Below are 17400 nucleotides of genomic sequence, written 5' to 3'. Positions count from 1 at the left end.
TTTATGGATCCCTACGCAGCCTTACGTTTCAAAGAATTCAATATTTTTTTAGTGGTCCGCTTTGCCATGGTCTTTGCCTGGTCCATGCAATTCATTGTTATTGAATGGCAGGTATATTCCATGACCAAGGATCCTTGGAATTTGGCCCTGATCGGCCTCATGGAAATCGTTCCAGCGGTACTGATTGCACTTTTTGCAGGGCATATTGTGGACCAAACTGAAAAGCGCAATTTGCTGATTAAATGCATTTTGGGATTTTCCGTAATCAGTCTGGGGCTGTTTTTTATAAGCGACCCGGACCTAATCGCAAAAGTGAGTCAGCAGACCATTTTATATTCCATTTACTTTTTGGTGTTTTTGGGTGGACTGGTGAGGGCGTTTATTGGTCCTACGGTCTTTTCGTTAATTGCGCTTATTGTTCCGAAAAAGATTTATCCCAACGCTGCTACCTGGAGCAGTTCCACTTGGCAGGTGGCTTCTGTTTTAGGTCCCGCCTTGGCCGGATTCAGTATCAGTTGGATTGGGGTGCATTGGTCCATGTGCAGCATCTTTGGCTTTTCTCTGCTAGCGTTGATTTTCTTGCTGCAGATTTCAAGAAAACCCATTCTTAATCCTAAGATTGGGGAACCGGTACTGCAAAGCTTGAAGGACGGACTAAAATTTGTGTTCAATAGTCAGGCTATTTTTGGTGCCTTGACCTTGGATATGATCGCTGTACTTTTTGGGGGAGCTGTTGCGCTATTGCCCATTTATGCCCAGGATATTTTGCATGTGGGTGCGGAAGGTTTTGGGATTTTGAGGGCGGCACCTGCCGTTGGAGCTTCCATTACCATGTTGGGCTCTACCCGCTTTCCACTTCATAAAAATGCGGGTAAAAAGTTACTGTGGGCCGTCTTTGCCTTCGGGGTTTGTATTATTGTTTTTGGTATCTCCAAATTGTTCTGGCTTTCCGTTATTGCCCTCTTTATAAGTGGAGCTGTGGATGGGGTTTCCATGATTATTCGCCAGACCATTTTGCAATTGAAAACCCCAGACAACATGCGCGGGCGTGTGGCATCGGTGAATTCCATTTTCGTTGGGTCTTCCAACGAGCTGGGAGCATTTGAAAGCGGGGTGGCCGCCAAATTGTTGGGAACGGTAACCGCCGTGGTCTTTGGAGGCTGTATGACCTTGTTAACCGTTGGAGCAACCGCGATTATCTCTCCAAGTTTTAGACGATTGGATTTATCCAAAGAGGTGGAAGAGCACGGAAAAGACTAAGTTATTTATCTCAATTTATTTGGATTCAATCTCAATTCGGTCTCCGTTGGTAGTAGGTTGTGAAATGACCAGAAACTCTAAATTCTCTTGTTGATCATTTCGGATTTGGTGCTTTGTTTTGGGCGGAATATGGATTCCTTGACCTGCTGGGACTTGCACCGTTTCATGTTCAAGCGCAAAGGTGGCAATGCCTTTTAAGATTCTGAAAAACTGCTGTGCATGTTCATGGAAGTGCTTTTTTTCAGACGTATTCGGCGGCATCAATTCCTCAATAACACTTAGCTGTTCTGACTTTACCAAGTGCCATCCACTGCATTGTTGCCCCCAGTGATAGTGTTCGCTGTTTTCCTTGGACCGTATCATACCTCATATTTTTCCAAAGTCAATTGCTCACCATCAAAAACAGCATAGGTGAAGTAGGAAATCCAGTCTCCTAGGTTGGTATAGGTGGATTTTTCATTCAACTTGATTTCCATGGGCAAATGGCGATGCCCAAAAATAAAATGGTCAAAGTGTTGGGACTCCAATTTACGTTTGGCGTAAAGCACCAACCATTCCCTATCCTCACCCAAAAATTTGGCATCTGCATCTCCGGAAATGATTTTATTGTTCACGGAAAGGTGTTGCCCCAGCCGAACGCCCAGATCGGGATGTAGCCATTTAAAGAACCATTTGGCCACAGGATTGGTAAAGACCTTTTTCATTCGTTTAAAGCCTTTGTCATACGGTCCCAATCCATCGCCATGACCAATAAAAAAAGTGGTATTGTTGATTTGATATTGCTGAGGTTTATGGAAAACTGGAATATTCAGTTCTTCCTCAAAATAACCATTCATCCAAAGATCATGGTTGCCCACAAAATAGCTGATTTGGATGCCCATATCGGAAAGCTCTGCAAGTTTACCCAGCGTTCTTGTGAATCCTTTTGGGACAACGGTTTTGTACTCAAACCAAAAATCGAAAAGGTCACCCATCAAAAAAATAGCAGCGGCCTCCTCCTTTATGGAATCCAGCCAAGCGACGAACTTCTTCTCCCTAGGCAAACTATCCCTGTTGGTTGGTGCCCCCAGGTGGTTGTCGCTTGCAAAGAATACTTTTTTGCCTGTTGGAACGCTTATGGTCTTCATGAGCTGTAAATATAAGAATAAGCTTGGTTGAACTTAGTTATCCCCAGCGAACCACTCGGCATAGGAAGTTTCGGTTTCCTGCAATTTTAGAGCATACAGTTCAATACCTTTGGGCAATCTGGTCTTAATTTTTTCTGCAAAGTCCAAAACCATATTCTCGCTTGTGGGTTGGTAATCGGCCAAAATTATTTGATGTCCACGTTCTGAAAGCTCTTTTGCGAGTTCTTTATGAGGAGTGTTTTTATTGAAAACAGTGGCATGGTCAAATTTGTCCACAATTTCTTGGTTGACAATCTTTTTGAGGTCCCCAAAATCTATGACCATCCCCAATTTTACATGGTTTGCATCGGTTATTGGAGTTCCAATTACCGTAACCGAAAGCTTATAGCTGTGCCCATGTACATTGCGACACTTACCGTCATAACCGTAAAGGGCATGTCCGGTTTCAAAAGCAAATTGTTTGGTAATTCTAATTTTGCCCATAATCTTTTTGTAAAGGACAAAGATAGCCAACAATTAAAGGAACAAAGGAGTTTTATCTGGACATATAGAGGAGATAACTAGCTCCTATAACCAGTAGCGGAGAAGCAACCATCATAAGGATTACACTGACTCTATAAAGCCCCCAGAAACTTACCGTCTTTACATTGCCGGAATCTTTTCTATCATAAACAATTTTAACCTTATCACCCACCTTATATGCAGGAGGACTTGAGCTGATAGGACTTCTATAGGTTTGTAGGGTATTTGTGCGATCCTTGAATTCGAAAACAGGGGTGTAGGTATTACCATCACTATCCTGATTGGTCAAGAGTTGGGAGACCGTAGCAGTGGCCCGGACACCATCCAAAAGCAATTTTTGCGTTTTTTGGTAGTGCTGAAATGCGATGTAGGCCAAAACAAGACCTAAGAACAAAAATGAACCGTACAGTAACATCCACATGGTATACCTTTTAACGGCCATCTTGGCTAGCGTTTAAATTTTCTTCGGTTTCGTAGCCGGGTCACAATGTACACCACAATGACCAAGAATGCCAAAAACGGGAGTACGATATCGCTGTTCAAGAAATTTAGGATATCCATAGCATCATTTTTTAAATTTTTCCAAAGCCTGTTTAGTGCTGGGAGACAAGGACAATTGACCTGAAGCTTCAGCTCTTTCAGACAAGAGTGTGTCCCAGTGTTCGGTGCCTTCCCAGAGTACGCTTTTCATTTGCGCTAGGGCTTCCCGATTATAAGACGCCAGATTTAGGGTATAAAAATCCAATTCCTTATCCATTTCTGAAATAGATTCAAATACTTTGGCATACAATCCTTTTTCCTTGGCCCAGTAGGCATTTTTCCACTCGGTCGGGGCCAAGGACAGCTCTCCTAACCCGGATTTGCCCACTTTTCGTTCAACTGCAGGAGCGATGACCAAGGGAGCAATCCCAATGGATATCTCTGAAAGTTTGATGGAAGCAGCTTCGGTGGCGAACACATAATCACAGGCAGAGGCCATTCCGACCCCACCACCAACAGCTTTTCCTTGGACACGGCCAATTATGGGCTGGGTGCATTTTCGCATGGCATTGATGACATTTGCAAATCCACTAAAAAAGGCTTTACCCTCTTCCAAATTGGAAATGGACACCAACTCATCAAAGGATGCTCCTGCACAAAAGGCCCGGTCTCCTTCCGATTTCAAAACAATTAGTGAAACCTCTTCATTTGATGAGAGCTGAGCTAGTTCTTTGGACAAACGTTCTAGCAATTCTGATACAAAGGAGTTGCTGGCCGGATGACCAAATTCGACGGTTGCAATCCCGTTTTGAATTTTTGTATATAAACTGCCGTTAATTCTTTCGGTACCCATTGTCAGTTATCAATTATCAGAACTAAATTAAGTTTTTTGGATTAAGGGCTTGAACTTTCTCCTGAATTTCCAGACCAATGCAAGCCCACGTATCAACATCCAGACCACGAAGGCGATCCAAATGGCATAAAAACCCCAACCGATGGCCTTGCCTATATATAGGGTGGGAATAAAACCTAAAAAAGTAGCGGACAACAAAACGTTTCTCAAATATTTCATTTCACCCAAACCCTTGAAAAGTCCATCAAAAACGAACGCCAAAGTATTCATGGGAAGCCCGAGAATAACGATAAAAAAGATGCTGTAAAAGGCACTTAAAACTATAGCATCGTTAGAAAAAATGGTTCCGACCGAGTTGTAGAACACAAATCCAAGAAGCATAAGGATAAAACTGACCACCATTCCATAGGCAATGATTTTTTGAGCCAATTTCCACAGCCCCGTATAATCTTTTGCGCCTAGGAGTTTTCCTCCCATGCTATTGCCAGCGGCACCATATCCATCAATAAAAAAAGCGGCAAAAAGCCAGAGGTTTATGGCTATGGTGTGCGCTCCAATGAACCTATCTCCCAAAGCGGTAGCTTCTCTTACCGCTAAGATCAAGGCTGCATTCAATGCCAATGCGCGAACAAATAGATTGAGACTCATAAAGACCAAACGTTTTAGTTCCTTGTTCAGAGGAAACACCAGTTTTAAACTAATATCTGTCTTTTTAAGAAGGAGGATAAAAACAAGAATAGCCATTACTGCCTGGGAAATGAGACTGGCCCAAGCAGCTCCATCTAAATACATGGCCGGAATGACCCCTTCAATACCGTAAACCAATGCAAAATCCAGGATAATGTTGAGGGCGGCACCCAGTATGGCAATTACCATGGGATAAAATGTATTCTGGAGGCCTCTGAAAATTCCGAAAATAGCGAATGTAAAGAGTGTTAACGGAAATCCCCAGACCCGAATGGAGTAGTAGGAAATACAGTACTGTAAGATTTTGCCCTTGGCCTCAAAAAGACTGAAAATTTCCTCAATGATAAAAATAGTGGAGACCAAGACGACAATGCTCAATAGGATATTGAAAAAGATGGCCTGGGCAGGCAGGTTCTTTACTTCTTCAAGTTTTCCCGCGCCCAGATACTGTGAGATAATGGCTGAAATGGAACTTCGGGTTTGTCCCAACACCCAAATCAACATGGACAAAAAAGACCCAACAATACCTGCGGCGGCCAAGGATTCCAGTCCATCTATAGGGATGTTCCCAACAATGGCCGTATCGGTTATGGAAAGAATGGGCTCTGCAATTCCGGAGATGGTAGCGGGAATTGCCAATTGATTTATGGTCTTAAAGTTGATTTTTGTCGCCAAGATCGGTGCAAGTTACAGCACTAGTTCGTAACAATGAAAGGGATGATCACTTTGTTTGGGATAGAAGATATCCTCGAGTTTTTCATACCCGCGTTGTTCATAGAATTGTTGGTTCCTCCTGTTTTGCGAGAAGGTGTCCAGGCGTACAGAAGCAAATCCCTTTTCTTTTGAAAACCCTTCGGCAAAATCCATGAGGGATTGCGCATGTCCTTGTCCCTGTAAATCAGGTGACACCGAAAGACGGTGAATATAGGTGCTGTTTCCATTTGGGGTGAGCCATTTAACCGGGGCGTACTCCGGATCGGTAAGGGTAGAAATGACAACGGTTCCGATGACCGAACCGTTCGCCTCCTTTACAAAGAGTTCATTTCGTTCTAGGTCGTTCAGGAAAATTTGTTTTGAAGGGTAGTGTTCGTTCCATTGATGGATGCCAAGACTCTCCATTTTAGCCGCGCAGGCCTTTGTTATGTTTAGTATATGCTCAATATCTGATATCTTTGCACGTCGTATCATGGATTGGTTTTCAATTAAATTGTAAATTTAAGCTATAATCATAACCACCAAACAATGAACAATATACTGGTACCCATAGGAACATCCCCGAATTCATCGGACACCTTGCAATATGCCATCGACTTTGCATCCAATTTTGGTGCCCAAGTCTTTGTGATGGATGTCTATACCGTAATTTCAGGTGCCGCTAGTCTGGCCAATGTGGAAGAAAAAGTGGCCCAGAGCAATAAAGATCGCCTGAAGGAGGTAATAGATACGGTAAATACAGGAAGTGTTGAAATTAAGATTGCCACTTACAATGGAGACATTGTTGATGGACTTCAAAGTATCAATAAGGAACTGGGCATTGACTTGATCATTATGGCACCTAGAAGCAATGATATTCAGGAGGAACTGTATTTGGGCAACACCTCTGGCCGTATATTAAAACAAACCAATATTCCTATCCTGTTGATTCCAAAGGGAACTACGTTCAAACCAATAAAGAGTATTATGACCGCCTTTGGTTCGGGAATCTTAAAAAGAAACCGTGTGCTCAATCCGCTTGTGGCCATCAAAGATAAGTTCAGGGCCAAAATCGGTCTTCTACTGGTAAAAAGACCTGGATATTCTGAGGATGATCTTCAGGTAAACACTGCCCTGTTGGATTTGAGCTCCCAACTTACGATTACCGAACAGGCCACTACCTATTTAGGTGTTTTGGAATACTTTCAAAAGGAACACCCAGACATGCTTTGTGTTTTCAGAAAGAAACGAGGATTCTTTAAAAAGCTATGGGAAAAAAACACGGTTCCCAAGTCGGAATTTTTTGTTCCTATTCCAGTTTTGGTCCTAAGCGTTAAAAAAGATTAGGGAAAGGGTATCCAATTTTGAAACTTTACTAAAAAGTCTTTCCTTTGCGCTCTCTGGGGGATTAGCTCAGTTGGCTAGAGCGCTTGCCTGGCAGGCAAGAGGCCACCGGTTCGAATCCGGTATTCTCCACAAAGCACCTTTTAAAAGGTGCTTTTTTTGTTTTCTATATCACCGTCAATTTTGTTTAATAAAAATTATTAATCATTAAACAAAACAAATTATCTTTGAAGAAAACCAGGATGGACCCAACCATCCATAGTTCTTTTTCAAATGAAAACAATAGTCATAATAGGTGGGAGTAAGGGTATTGGTGGCGCTATTTTAGAGAAACTTGCTACCGAGAATAAGGTTGTTAACTTGAGCCGAACGGAACCACAATCAAAAAGTTCAAATGTTACTCATTTTGATTGCGATGTTTTGAAAGACGAATTACCAGATATTGATCAGGTAGATGCTTTGATCTATTGCCCGGGAAGTATCAATCTGAAGCCAGTTCAAAGATTGAGCTTGGATGATTTTCGGGCTGATTTTGAAATCAACGTAATCGGTGCGGTAAAAGCTATCCAAAAATATTTGCCTTTTCTTAAGAAAGGCATGGCGCCCTCAATCCTATTGTTCTCCACTGTTGCTTCCAAACTGGGAATGCCTTACCACGCCAGCATAGCAGCATCCAAGTCGGCCGTAGAAGGACTTGTCAAATCGTTAGGTGCCGAATTGTCTCCAAATATTCGAGTGAATGCGATTGCGCCTACGGTCACCGATACCCAGTTGGCGGAAAAATTGCTTCGGAACGAAAAGATGGTTGAAAACATGAAGGAAAGACATCCTTTGAAAAAATTCTTAAAACCGAATGAGGTCGCAGAAATGGCAACTTTTCTCTTATCCGAGAAAGCGGCTTCCATATCTGGTCAGGTATTTGAGCTGGATTGCGGTATTGTATCCTTCAAAATGTAAAGGATTTGGTGTGATTAAGTCGTAAATTGTTTTCAAGTTGAACGACAAACAAGATTAAATAAAGCATATGGACTTGCAAGGTAAAGTGGCCTATATTACCGGAGGCACAAAAGGAATTGGATTTGGTGTTGCCGAATGTCTTTTGCAACAGGGGATGCGAGTGGCCGTAAGCGGAAGAAGCAAGAAAGGGGTTGACGAAGCTCTTAAGAGGCTTGGGAACCACGACGGAGTGCTTGGAATTGTCTCCGATGTTTCCAAACTTTCAGATGAAAGAGTAGCTGTAAAGTCCATTCTGAATCAATGGGGCCAACTGGATTTGGTACTTGCGAACGCAGGCGTTGGTCATTTTGCTCCAGTATATGAATTGGAGGAAGCCCAATGGGAACAAATGATAAACACGAATTTGAACGGGGTGTTTTATACTTTAAAAGCAACAGTTGATGCGCTCAAAGCTTCGGAGGGCTATTATATGACCCTGGCTAGTTTGGCGGGAACCAATTTTTTTGCCCAGGGAGCGGGCTATAATGCCACCAAATTTGGTGTTGTTGGTTTTACACAAGCAGCAATGTTGGACTTACGAAAATATAACGTGAAGGTTACCACGATTATGCCCGGTTCGGTAGCCACATATTTTAACGGGAATGAACCTTCTGACAAAGATGCTTGGAAGATTCAGGCGGAAGATATTGGTAAATTGGTCATAGATTTGCTACAGATGCATCCGCGAACCTTGCCAAGTAAAATAGAAGTAAGACCTACTCGTCCGGATTTAAAATAATCATACTTTCTTTTCCACAAAAGCCTGGGAAGGGTCGCATATTTCGCGGATAAGTTGAAACAGCTGCTTTTCAAAAGTCTCAAGGGTGTCTTGGTCGATAAGATGGCGGCCTGAAGAAAAAGGTAAAAAGCCATTGGCCATATTCTTAAAAGAATAAATTCCGGCCTTCAAAGTTTGTGGGCCATGAATTTTTGAATAGAGGTAAGCATAAAATAGAAGCTGAAATGCCTTGCTCTGGTCATATTCTGAGATTAAGCTTTCCCAATTTCGGAGTTTTACATCGCCAGGGTTGACCCGTCCGGTTTTATAGTCCACTACCCGGATAGTTCCATCTACCATATCTACACGATCTAGGGTTCCTTTAAGCTTAATAGGGAAGTTGAGGCCAGGTACTTGCAATTCCATGGTGTACTTTTCTTCCAGTGCCAAAAGTTGTACCTCGTGGTTATGGAGCTCATGTAGTTCCAAATCGATGAAATTTTGGATGTACTTTGAAATGACATTATAAACCAAGAGATAATTCCCTTTTTTCAAGTTTACACTCGGTAAATGCTGCATAAACTTATTTTCAACCACCTTGGGAATTTTAAGTTTTAACCCTTTTAGTTGTTCTGTAGTAAGAATTTTGTTGATCAATGGGGTATATAGTTCTTCAAGACTGTCGTGTACCAGGGTACCAAAAGTGTTGGCGGCAATAGTCTCCTCTACCTCCGCTACCTCATCAGTTCTTAGGATGCTCTTCTTATAAAAATCTAGAGGGTTGCGGATGTAATTGGTAAGCGCCGTAGGCGAAAACCCATTGCCAGCATAGTTCCTAATAGCATCCAAAAATGACTCACTCTTGGGAATTTCCATCAGTTTCTCTGGGGCAATTTGAAGCTCCGGAGTGGCGATGTTGTGGGAAACATGGGCAGATATATTACTATCTGTCAGAAGTTGTGAAATCAGTCTACTTTTTTCTCCACCCTCCAGGACATCAGGCTCTGTATTGTAGATAAGGTGAACATTTTTTGCTCTCTGGATGAGCCTGTAGAAATGATAGGTATATATTGCATCTTTCTCTTTATATGTGGGAAGCCCGTAGTCCCTTTTTACATCGAAGGGGAAAAAAGAATTATTGGATTTACCAGAGGGTAGAATTCCCTCATTTACAGAGGTGATGATTACAGTTTCAAAGTCCAAGTTTCTACTTTCCAACATCCCCATAATCTGAAGTCCTGAAAGCGGCTCTCCTATAAAATCCAAAGTTTCCATCGCAGCCAACTGTTTGTAAAACGCCTTCAAGGAGGAAAGGTCTGTAAAAAACGGATTGGCCTTGATTTGCTGGTGCAATTGATTGAATAAGGTGTGGAATCGATAGAGGTATTCCAGTTCCATAGTCCTTTTTTCTTCCTGAAAAATGAACCTGAGTTCCTGAATCAGGAGATGGCAGCTATTTAACCATAGACTGGGTGAAACTTCCTTGTTCGGAAAAAGTATTTTGATGAGCTCGGATGAGTGCGCAAAATTATTTAGAAAGTCGTAATCCAAATACACCCGATTGCGTTGTTGAATGTCATCTGAAACCTGGGCTAGGACATTTTCGGATTCGGCGGATGAAAGGGCCTGGCAAAACGGATTGGAAAAGTACTTTAGTACGTCTTCAAAATACCATCCTCTTTCGGTATGTGCGAGATGTAATTCTAAAAACGACAAAAAGAAGGTATAGATGACGGTTTTGTTCAATGGGAGCCCCATAGTTATATTGACTTCCGGAACCGTTGCAGGGATGGCCTGAAGCACTGGATTGAGCAAGGACTCATCCGCTAGCACAAGGGCAGCATTTTCAATGGCCCCTGTGGAACTTGTCTGGATTTCTTCCAAAAGATGTCCTACGTATTTGGCCTGTGAAACACTTTTAGGGACTCCAACTATAGAAATATTTTTAGGTTCCAAGAAGTTCTGGTGTATGCCCTCCAAACTATGGGTTTGATAATAAGGCCAACTGGTTTTATAACTTCTAAGGAATAACCCGGCATCATGTATGGAATCCTCAAGGAAGTAGGAGTCCATATCCCAATAGATTAAATTTCCATTCCGCCCCAGGAAATGTTGGATAATATTGGCCTCTGCTGTATTGAGCGCATTAAACCCAATGAAAACTATAGGGTTTTGACTTTCCATGGATATCGCACCTACCTTTTCAGAAGCCACGCGGTAGATGAGTCCTTGATAACCTTGATTTTCGCGTAGCAACGTTTTTGTGAACTTGGTATAGAGCAAACTAAGATGGCTCCATAATTCCAGGTAACTTTTCACCAGTTCTGTTTTGTCCTTCTTAAGGGACCAGTGATTGATTTCTTTGATGGCAGATAGATAATTCAAGATATCTTCTGGAGGGATGAGGTATCGGTCAATTTCGTTGAAATCTTGTAGTAAGGTCTGACCCCATTTCAGAAAGGTGTCAAAATCATCATGGGCTTTAATGTCACATTCTCTGTAGGCTTGGTATAATAGGAAAAGGAGATCTATATTGGGAACAGGGGTCAGCCCGGAAAGCTGCACAACAAAATCCTCGATGGAAAGAACCTCGGGACTAAAAACGTTCTTGCCCAAAATCTCGGCAAGGCATTTTTTTAAAAAGGTTCCAGATCTTTTGCTTGGAAGGATAAACATGCATTCTTGAAGGTCCTTGCCTTTGGCCTGGAGGTCTAGAAGTACCTGTTCAAGAAAGTTTCCTTGCATAGATTAAAAATAAAAAAGGCCCCGCATTTGCGGAGCCTTTTCTTAAGAAAACTTTGTTTCTATATTATTTGATCAAGTTGATTTCAACTCTTCTGTTTTGTGCTCTACCTGATCTTGTGTTGTTTGTAGCGATTGGCTTGTCTTCACCATATCCGATAGCATTCAACCTGTCTGATCCAATTCCTTTATCGATTAAGAAATCTCTAACAGAGTTAGCTCTCTTCTCAGAAAGTGACTGGTTCAATTTAGCGCTACCTACGCTGTCAGTGTGACCTTCAACGGTAAATTTAGCGTTAGGATACTCGTTCAAAATTTGGATGATGTCAACCATAACTGATGTAGACTCAGCTTTGATAGAAGCTTTACCAGTATCGAACAAAATAGTTCTTGCGTAGTCGTTCAATTGCTTCTGAACTTCTTCAGTAACTTCTGGACAACCGTTGTTAGCAACAGTACCAGCTACATCAGGACACTGATCGTCTTTGTCAAGAACGCTATCACCATCTCTGTCTGGCCATGGGCATCCGTTATTCTCAGCTGGACCAGCTTCGTTAACACACTGATCATCTTTGTCAGCAACACCATCACCGTCAGCATCAGGACATCCAGCCAAGGCAGCAAGACCTGCTTCGTTTGGACAAGCATCATCTTTATCAGCGATACCATCACCGTCAGCATCAGGACATCCGTTCATTTCTTTAGAACCAGCTTCGTTAGGGCAGCTATCTTTGCTGTCTTCGATACCGTCACCATCAGCATCAGGACATCCGTTGAAAGCTTCCAATCCAGCAACTTCTGGACAAGCATCGTCTTTATCGTAAATACCATCACCATCAGTATCAGTTCCACCAAATTTGATGCTAAGACCTGCTAGGTGTTGGAAATGCTTTACCAAGTAATCTTCGAAAGCGTGCTTATATTGTGTCTGAAGGGTCAAACCTACATTTTCTGTAAACCAGAAGTTAACACCAATACCACCGTTGGCAGTACCAGCACCGATTTCATCAACCCAAGTATAACCACCACCGATTTCAACGAAAGGATCAACAGTAGTATTTTTAAGGAAGTTGTACTTAATGGTACCATCTACAGCATAGTGCGAAAGGTCGTCAACTGAAACGTCACCGTTGTTCTCAATTCTGTTCAAAGAACCTCTAGCACCGATAGAGAAACCATCTCCTATATATTTAGATACAGCCACATAAGAAACGGAAGGCAAGATATTCCAGTGGTCAGATACGTTGAAGTACTCATCAAACAACGTTGTGCTTGAAGCAGGATTGTTCTCATCGTTAGTAGGATAAGTATCAATCGCGTTTATCCCAAAACTGACTTGCCATGGATTATTCTCGTCTTGCGCTTGTATGTTGTTAGCGCCTACAAATACTAGGGCAACAACCAATAATTTGCTAAGATGTTTCATGCTCAAAATTTTAAGTTTAAGTGTTTATCAGCAGCAAATGTAAGTTGTTAAGACTTATTAACAAAATCAAATTTTCTTTTTTTTTGGTGCATTACATGGAAGTTTTAATGCATTTCAACGATTTTCAAAGCTTTTCCCACTTCAATAAAAGCATTTATGGCTTTGTCCAAGTGCTCCTTCTCGTGTGCCGCGGATAGTTGCACCCTAATGCGAGCCTTTCCTTTGGGGACTACCGGGTAGAAGAAACCAATGACATAAATGCCCTTTTCCAGCAGCATATCCGCCATTTGTTGCGAAAGCTTGGCATCATAGAGCATCACCGGCACTATGGCAGAGTCACCATCAATAATATCAAAACCGGCCTCCTTCATACCTTTTTTAAAATACTCCGTATTCTGTTGAAGTTTATCCCGTAAGGAAGTGTCCTTGTCCAACATTTCAAAAACCTTGATGGATGCACCCACTATGGCCGGGGCCAAGGAATTTGAGAACAAGTATGGGCGAGACCGCTGCCGCAACATCTCAATAATCTCCTTTTTTCCGGTGGTATAACCTCCCATGGCTCCGCCTAGAGCTTTTCCAAGGGTGCCGGTAATAATATCAATACGGTCCATAACGCCTTTTTCTTCCAAGGTGCCTCTCCCGGTTTCTCCAATGAACCCAGCAGAATGACACTCATCAATCATCACCAATGCATCATATTTGTCCGCCAAATCACAGATTTGATCCAAAGGAGCTAGGAGTCCGTCCATGGAAAACACCCCATCGGTCACAATAATGCGAAAACGTGAACCGTCGTCATGACTTTGTTTTAGCTGGTTTTCAAGATCGGCCATATCGTTATTGGCATAGCGGTATCGTTTGGCCTTGCACAATCGCACACCGTCTATAATGGAGGCATGGTTCAATGAATCTGATATAATGGCATCCTCGGCTGTCAATAAAGGTTCAAATACACCGCCGTTGGCATCAAAGGCAGCAGCGTATAAAATGGTGTCCTCTGTCCCGTAAAAATCCGCAATCTTCTGCTCCAGGGTTTTGTGGATGTCCTGGGTGCCGCAGATAAACCGGACAGAGGACATACCAAACCCGTGGGTGTCCAAAGTATCCTTGGCCGCCTGAATCACCTCCGGGTGGGAGGAAAGTCCCAAATAATTGTTGGCGCAGAAATTTATGACTTCCTCTCCAGTGGATATTTTAATCACGGCATCCTGAGGGGAGGTAATAATACGCTCCTTTTTAAAGAGCCCAGCCTCTTTAATGCTTTCCAGTTCTTGTGCCAAGTGGGATTTTATCTTTCCGTACATAGTTTTTTATTTAAAGGAAAATAGGTTTTATTTCTTGATCAATATATACAATAATTATATGTCTAATTTGAAAACCCATGGCCTTTAAAACATCGGCATATTGGGTAATTTGTTCTTTGTGCGATGGTGACGGTTTTCCGGTCTTATAATCAATTACCGTAGCTTCCTTGTTTTTTAGGGCAATACGATCTGGCCGCAGCAATTTTCCCTCCGCGGTCAGGATTTCCTTTTCGTTCAAAGCTTCATAATCGTCAGTAAAATATTCCTTCAACTGCGGATGGCGAATAAGCTGCTGAATTTTTTGACTCACCCCTTCCATGGCTTCTGAAGGAAGATGTCCCTGCATGTTCAGTTGCACCAGAGCGGGCTTCACATCTTCGGAGGTATGGATTTGACTTAGGGCCAAGTGGATCAAGTTGCCCAGTTCAATTGCTTCCTGCACTTCGTTGTCCCATAATCGGCTCGATTTGGTGGAAATGGCAAAACCTGAATCTCCTTTTGGCCTTGTTGAAAATGGAATATGGGAGCTATCCGTGGTTTTTTGATCGGAGCCTGAAGAACCACCCGGAAGCGAACCCCATGAAAAAACGCTTTCCAAACCTTCTTGATGTCCTTTTATGGTAAGGTAGTTTTGAAAAAGATCGGAATAGGAATTGCCCTGTTCAAGGGTAGCAGGTCGTTTTTCATGTTCCGAAATGATATAAAGTGCCTTTTCGGCCCGGGTCAGTGCCACATAGAGCACGTTAATGGCGTCCAGTTCCGTTTTTTCAGACTCTTCCCTATATAGTTTGGAAGTTTCCGGATTGTAATGGAGCATTTCCTTTTTGGTATTGATAAGAAATTCTTCCAGCTCCAAGGTTTCTTCCTGGGAGGTTGCCGGGACCCATGTTTTTTTTCGTTTTCGTTTATCATCCACAACTGCGTTGGCAAAGGGAAACAGCACCACGGGAAATTCCAAGCCTTTGGACTTATGCACGGTCATGATTTTTACTGCATTCAGGTGATTTGGCGCTGCTATGGCCAAGCTATCCTGTTTTTGTTTCCAATGGGCTAAAAAGGCATGGATGCCAGGACCATCCTTTTTTTCTGTAAGGAGTACTTCATCCAGCAAAAAAGTAAGATAGGCCTCGGCACCATTGGAAAGGTCAAACTGACTTATGGCCCGCTCCAGGATAATCAAAACCGGCTGGGTGTGCATCTCCTTATAATCAAAGCCGTAAGTTGTAAACAATAGTTCTCCCAATGCATCAAAATGATTCGCTATAAATTCGTGCGGATCCTGGGTCCCTTCCGATAGATAGGCCAAAACCTCATAAACGGCCTCCCCATTTTCCTGATTGGCAATTGTCTGTAGCAGGGCCAAGAGAAATTTAACTTCCGGATTGTTTTTTAATAAAAGGGATTCCGAAGAAACTAAAGGAACCTTATGTTCGGATAAAAAATTGGCCAGCAGCATACCATCGCTATTTTTACGGACCAGCACACAAATATCACCATAGTCATAGGTACTGCGGCACACCTCTTGAATAGTCCGTAAAACCTCTTGACAATAAGCTTCATTTTTATCTTCCACGGTGGTATCCAAAAACGATAACTGCACATATCCGCCTTGGTTTGCATTTGTTTTTTGTTGGCATCCTTCCAAAAAGAGATTGCGGTGCCCAAGATTCTTAAGAAAAGGGGCAATTGTGCTAAAGAAGTCGTTGTTAAACCGGATGATTTCACTGTAGCTTCTCCAATTGGTATCCAGGTTAAAAATTTGGGGTGGGAGTGCAAAAGGTTGAACCTTTTGGGAAAGCAGGTCCGCAAACTGCTCCGCCTTCCCACCTCTCCAACGATAGATGGCCTGCTTTACATCGCCCACCAAAAAAAGAGACCCCTGCTCATTTTTTTCGTTGACGCCTTCAAGTGCATTCCCAATTAAGGGAACCAGATTTTCCCATTGCACCTCGGAAGTATCTTGGAACTCATCAATAAAGTAATGTCGGTACTTTTCACCCATCCGTTCGTAAATAAAGGGTACGGGCTGGTTTTTGATTTCTTTGGACAGGAGTGCATTCATGGCTGAGATAGGGATAACCTCTCGCTCCAGCTCAATGTTTTTGATTTCCTTGGCAATCTCGTTTAGCAAGGTCAACGGGACCAGGTTTCCGTAGATGTTCTTCAGATAATCACGCTGGTATAGTTTTTTTTTGATGGAAACATAGTGTTCCAAAATCGAGGAGGCCAATGCGGTGCTATCCCTTTTGTCCGATGCCTTTAGGATTTTGCCTTCCTGAAGGGATTGCTCCAGCTTATTGGCATACAAAGTTTTGATGTTGAACTCGCCTCCAACTACTTTTTTAAAGTGGTTGGGGAGGGTCTGCCTTGGAAAATCGCTGGGCTCAAATCCTTGGCTGTCCATTTCTTGTAACACCTTTTGCGCCGTTGCCTTGGCCGATGCTTCAACGACCTTCAACTGGGCAATGATGTTTTTTTGTATGGTTTTGAAATCCCCAATGGATTTGGACCTTATTCTTTCCAGGTGTGCCGAATGGTTCTCTTGGAACAATAGCTTACCTATATCCACCAGATCATGGACAATGTTCCAGCTTTTGTCCTCATCTATTTTTTCAAGGGAAAAATCAATGAGAACCTGGGTCAAGCTATTATCCGTACCGGCCCGTTCCAAAAGTCTGCCAACCGCTTCGTTCAGCAAGAGCTCCGTATCCAGTTCCACTTCAAAGTTTTGGGAGAGCTGCAGATCGCGGGCAAAGGTCTTTAGGATTTTATGGTTGAATCGGTCAATAGTGGAGATTTCAAAAAACGAATAGTTGTGCAAAATGCGTTTCAACAACTTTTGCGAGCGCTCCTGCAGAGCCTCCGGACTAAGATCGAGCTCATCGCAAAGTTCGTGGAACAGACTTCCCTGTTCGGTCGGAACGGACGTTTTTCCGAAGGTATGTAGGCTGTCCAATATCCTGGACTTCATTTCATCAACGGCCTTATTGGTAAAGGTAATGGCCAACAACTGCCTAAACTGGGAGGGATATCCATGCAGCAGCAGTCGCTTAAGATATTCCTTGGTGAGGGAATAAGTTTTGCCCGAGCCCGCAGATGCATTATATATTTTAAATTGGGAAACCTCCAAAAAAGTTTTTCCTGCAAATTACGGATTACCAACCTTAACTTAATGGACCGGGCCATGAAATATATGGCATAAAGCCGTATTTTTACAGGAATCATTAATAACTTAAAAACAGTAT

At 42.6% G+C, this 17400-nt stretch carries 15 protein-coding genes and 1 tRNA gene; 5 read left to right on the top strand and 11 right to left on the bottom strand.

Annotation, left to right across the window (positions count from 1 at the left end):
- The first annotated feature begins 3 nt into the window (after positions 1–3).
- Positions 4–1260, top strand: coding sequence for an MFS transporter (locus BUC10_RS08700; RefSeq protein ID WP_073178445.1), 1257 nt, complete (start codon positions 4–6; stop codon positions 1258–1260).
- Between the two features lie 15 nt (positions 1261–1275).
- On the opposite strand, the gene BUC10_RS08695 is transcribed toward BUC10_RS08700, so the two are convergent.
- From BUC10_RS08695 to BUC10_RS08665, 7 genes are all read right to left on the bottom strand, one after another.
- A complete protein-coding gene (locus BUC10_RS08695) occupies positions 1276–1623 on the bottom strand; it encodes a cupin domain-containing protein (RefSeq protein ID WP_073178442.1) in 348 nt (115 codons plus the stop codon).
- A complete protein-coding gene (locus BUC10_RS08690) occupies positions 1620–2387 on the bottom strand; it encodes a UDP-2,3-diacylglucosamine diphosphatase (RefSeq protein ID WP_073178440.1) in 768 nt (255 codons plus the stop codon). Before BUC10_RS08690 ends, BUC10_RS08695 begins: the two co-directional genes overlap by 4 nt.
- A gap of 33 nt (positions 2388–2420) precedes the next feature.
- A complete protein-coding gene (locus BUC10_RS08685) occupies positions 2421–2870 on the bottom strand; it encodes a 6-pyruvoyl trahydropterin synthase family protein (protein ID WP_073178438.1) in 450 nt (149 codons plus the stop codon).
- A 52-nt stretch (positions 2871–2922) separates the two neighbouring features.
- Positions 2923–3351 (bottom strand): DUF3592 domain-containing protein, encoded by a 429-nt coding sequence (locus BUC10_RS08680; RefSeq protein WP_073178436.1) that lies wholly within the window; start codon positions 3349–3351, stop codon positions 2923–2925.
- 123 nt (positions 3352–3474) lie between these two features.
- Complete coding sequence (locus BUC10_RS08675) at positions 3475–4242, bottom strand: enoyl-CoA hydratase/isomerase family protein (protein ID WP_073178434.1); 768 nt, start codon at positions 4240–4242, stop codon at positions 3475–3477.
- 27 nt (positions 4243–4269) lie between these two features.
- Positions 4270–5604, bottom strand: a complete 1335-nt coding sequence (locus BUC10_RS08670) for an MATE family efflux transporter (protein WP_073178432.1) — start codon at positions 5602–5604, stop codon at positions 4270–4272.
- A gap of 12 nt (positions 5605–5616) precedes the next feature.
- A complete protein-coding gene (locus BUC10_RS08665; protein ID WP_073178430.1) occupies positions 5617–6117 on the bottom strand; it encodes a GNAT family N-acetyltransferase in 501 nt (166 codons plus the stop codon).
- Positions 6118–6171: 54 nt separating this feature from the next.
- Between BUC10_RS08665 and BUC10_RS08660 the strand changes: the two genes are divergently transcribed.
- The 4 genes from BUC10_RS08660 to BUC10_RS08645 all read left to right on the top strand — a co-directional run bounded on the left by BUC10_RS08660 (position 6172) and on the right by BUC10_RS08645 (position 8701).
- Positions 6172–6969 (top strand): universal stress protein, encoded by a 798-nt coding sequence (locus tag BUC10_RS08660; protein WP_073178428.1) that lies wholly within the window; start codon positions 6172–6174, stop codon positions 6967–6969.
- 55 nt (positions 6970–7024) lie between these two features.
- A tRNA-Ala gene (locus tag BUC10_RS08655) sits at positions 7025–7098 on the top strand.
- Between the two features lie 141 nt (positions 7099–7239).
- Positions 7240–7923, top strand: a complete 684-nt coding sequence (locus BUC10_RS08650) for an SDR family NAD(P)-dependent oxidoreductase (RefSeq protein WP_073178426.1) — start codon at positions 7240–7242, stop codon at positions 7921–7923.
- 67 nt (positions 7924–7990) lie between these two features.
- Positions 7991–8701 carry an SDR family oxidoreductase gene (locus tag BUC10_RS08645; RefSeq protein WP_073178424.1) on the top strand — a complete coding sequence of 237 codons (711 nt, stop codon included), beginning with the start codon at positions 7991–7993 and terminating at the stop codon, positions 8699–8701.
- Here BUC10_RS08645 and BUC10_RS08640 read toward each other — a convergent pair whose 3' ends face one another.
- From BUC10_RS08640 to BUC10_RS08625, 4 genes are all read right to left on the bottom strand, one after another.
- Positions 8702–11425: a PD-(D/E)XK nuclease family protein gene (locus BUC10_RS08640; protein ID WP_073178421.1), complete on the bottom strand. Its 2724-nt coding sequence runs from the start codon at positions 11423–11425 to the stop codon at positions 8702–8704.
- 64 nt (positions 11426–11489) lie between these two features.
- Complete coding sequence (locus BUC10_RS08635) at positions 11490–12848, bottom strand: OmpA family protein (RefSeq protein WP_073178418.1); 1359 nt, start codon at positions 12846–12848, stop codon at positions 11490–11492.
- Between the two features lie 104 nt (positions 12849–12952).
- Entirely contained in the window at positions 12953–14155 is a 1203-nt protein-coding gene (kbl, locus tag BUC10_RS08630; RefSeq protein ID WP_073178416.1) for a glycine C-acetyltransferase, read from the bottom strand.
- A 10-nt stretch (positions 14156–14165) separates the two neighbouring features.
- On the bottom strand, positions 14166–17285 hold the full coding sequence (locus BUC10_RS08625) for a UvrD-helicase domain-containing protein (protein ID WP_073178413.1): 3120 nt from the start codon (positions 17283–17285) through the stop codon (positions 14166–14168).
- Between the last annotated feature and the right edge of the window lie 115 nt (positions 17286–17400).

The sequence above is a fragment of the Flagellimonas flava genome (assembly GCF_900129665.1).
Lineage (GTDB): Bacteria > Bacteroidota > Bacteroidia > Flavobacteriales > Flavobacteriaceae > Flagellimonas > Flagellimonas flava.
The sequence above is the reverse complement of the archived record's forward strand: the minus strand, read 5'-3'. Positions and strand labels throughout refer to the sequence as shown.

What these genes read in the sequence shown, in the direction of transcription:
- BUC10_RS08700 (WP_073178445.1), top strand. Translation starts at nt 4, where the DNA reads ATGGATCCCTACGCAGCCTTACGTTTCAAAGAATTCAATATTTTTTTA.
- BUC10_RS08695 (WP_073178442.1), bottom strand. Translation starts at nt 1,623, where the DNA reads ATGATACGGTCCAAGGAAAACAGCGAACACTATCACTGGGGGCAACAA.
- BUC10_RS08690 (WP_073178440.1), bottom strand. Translation starts at nt 2,387, where the DNA reads ATGAAGACCATAAGCGTTCCAACAGGCAAAAAAGTATTCTTTGCAAGC.
- BUC10_RS08685 (WP_073178438.1), bottom strand. Translation starts at nt 2,870, where the DNA reads ATGGGCAAAATTAGAATTACCAAACAATTTGCTTTTGAAACCGGACAT.
- BUC10_RS08680 (WP_073178436.1), bottom strand. Translation starts at nt 3,351, where the DNA reads ATGGCCGTTAAAAGGTATACCATGTGGATGTTACTGTACGGTTCATTT.
- BUC10_RS08675 (WP_073178434.1), bottom strand. Translation starts at nt 4,242, where the DNA reads ATGGGTACCGAAAGAATTAACGGCAGTTTATATACAAAAATTCAAAAC.
- BUC10_RS08665 (WP_073178430.1), bottom strand. Translation starts at nt 6,117, where the DNA reads ATGATACGACGTGCAAAGATATCAGATATTGAGCATATACTAAACATA.
- BUC10_RS08660 (WP_073178428.1), top strand. Translation starts at nt 6,172, where the DNA reads ATGAACAATATACTGGTACCCATAGGAACATCCCCGAATTCATCGGAC.
- BUC10_RS08650 (WP_073178426.1), top strand. Translation starts at nt 7,240, where the DNA reads ATGAAAACAATAGTCATAATAGGTGGGAGTAAGGGTATTGGTGGCGCT.
- BUC10_RS08645 (WP_073178424.1), top strand. Translation starts at nt 7,991, where the DNA reads ATGGACTTGCAAGGTAAAGTGGCCTATATTACCGGAGGCACAAAAGGA.
- BUC10_RS08640 (WP_073178421.1), bottom strand. Translation starts at nt 11,425, where the DNA reads ATGCAAGGAAACTTTCTTGAACAGGTACTTCTAGACCTCCAGGCCAAA.
- BUC10_RS08635 (WP_073178418.1), bottom strand. Translation starts at nt 12,848, where the DNA reads ATGAAACATCTTAGCAAATTATTGGTTGTTGCCCTAGTATTTGTAGGC.
- kbl (WP_073178416.1), bottom strand. Translation starts at nt 14,155, where the DNA reads ATGTACGGAAAGATAAAATCCCACTTGGCACAAGAACTGGAAAGCATT.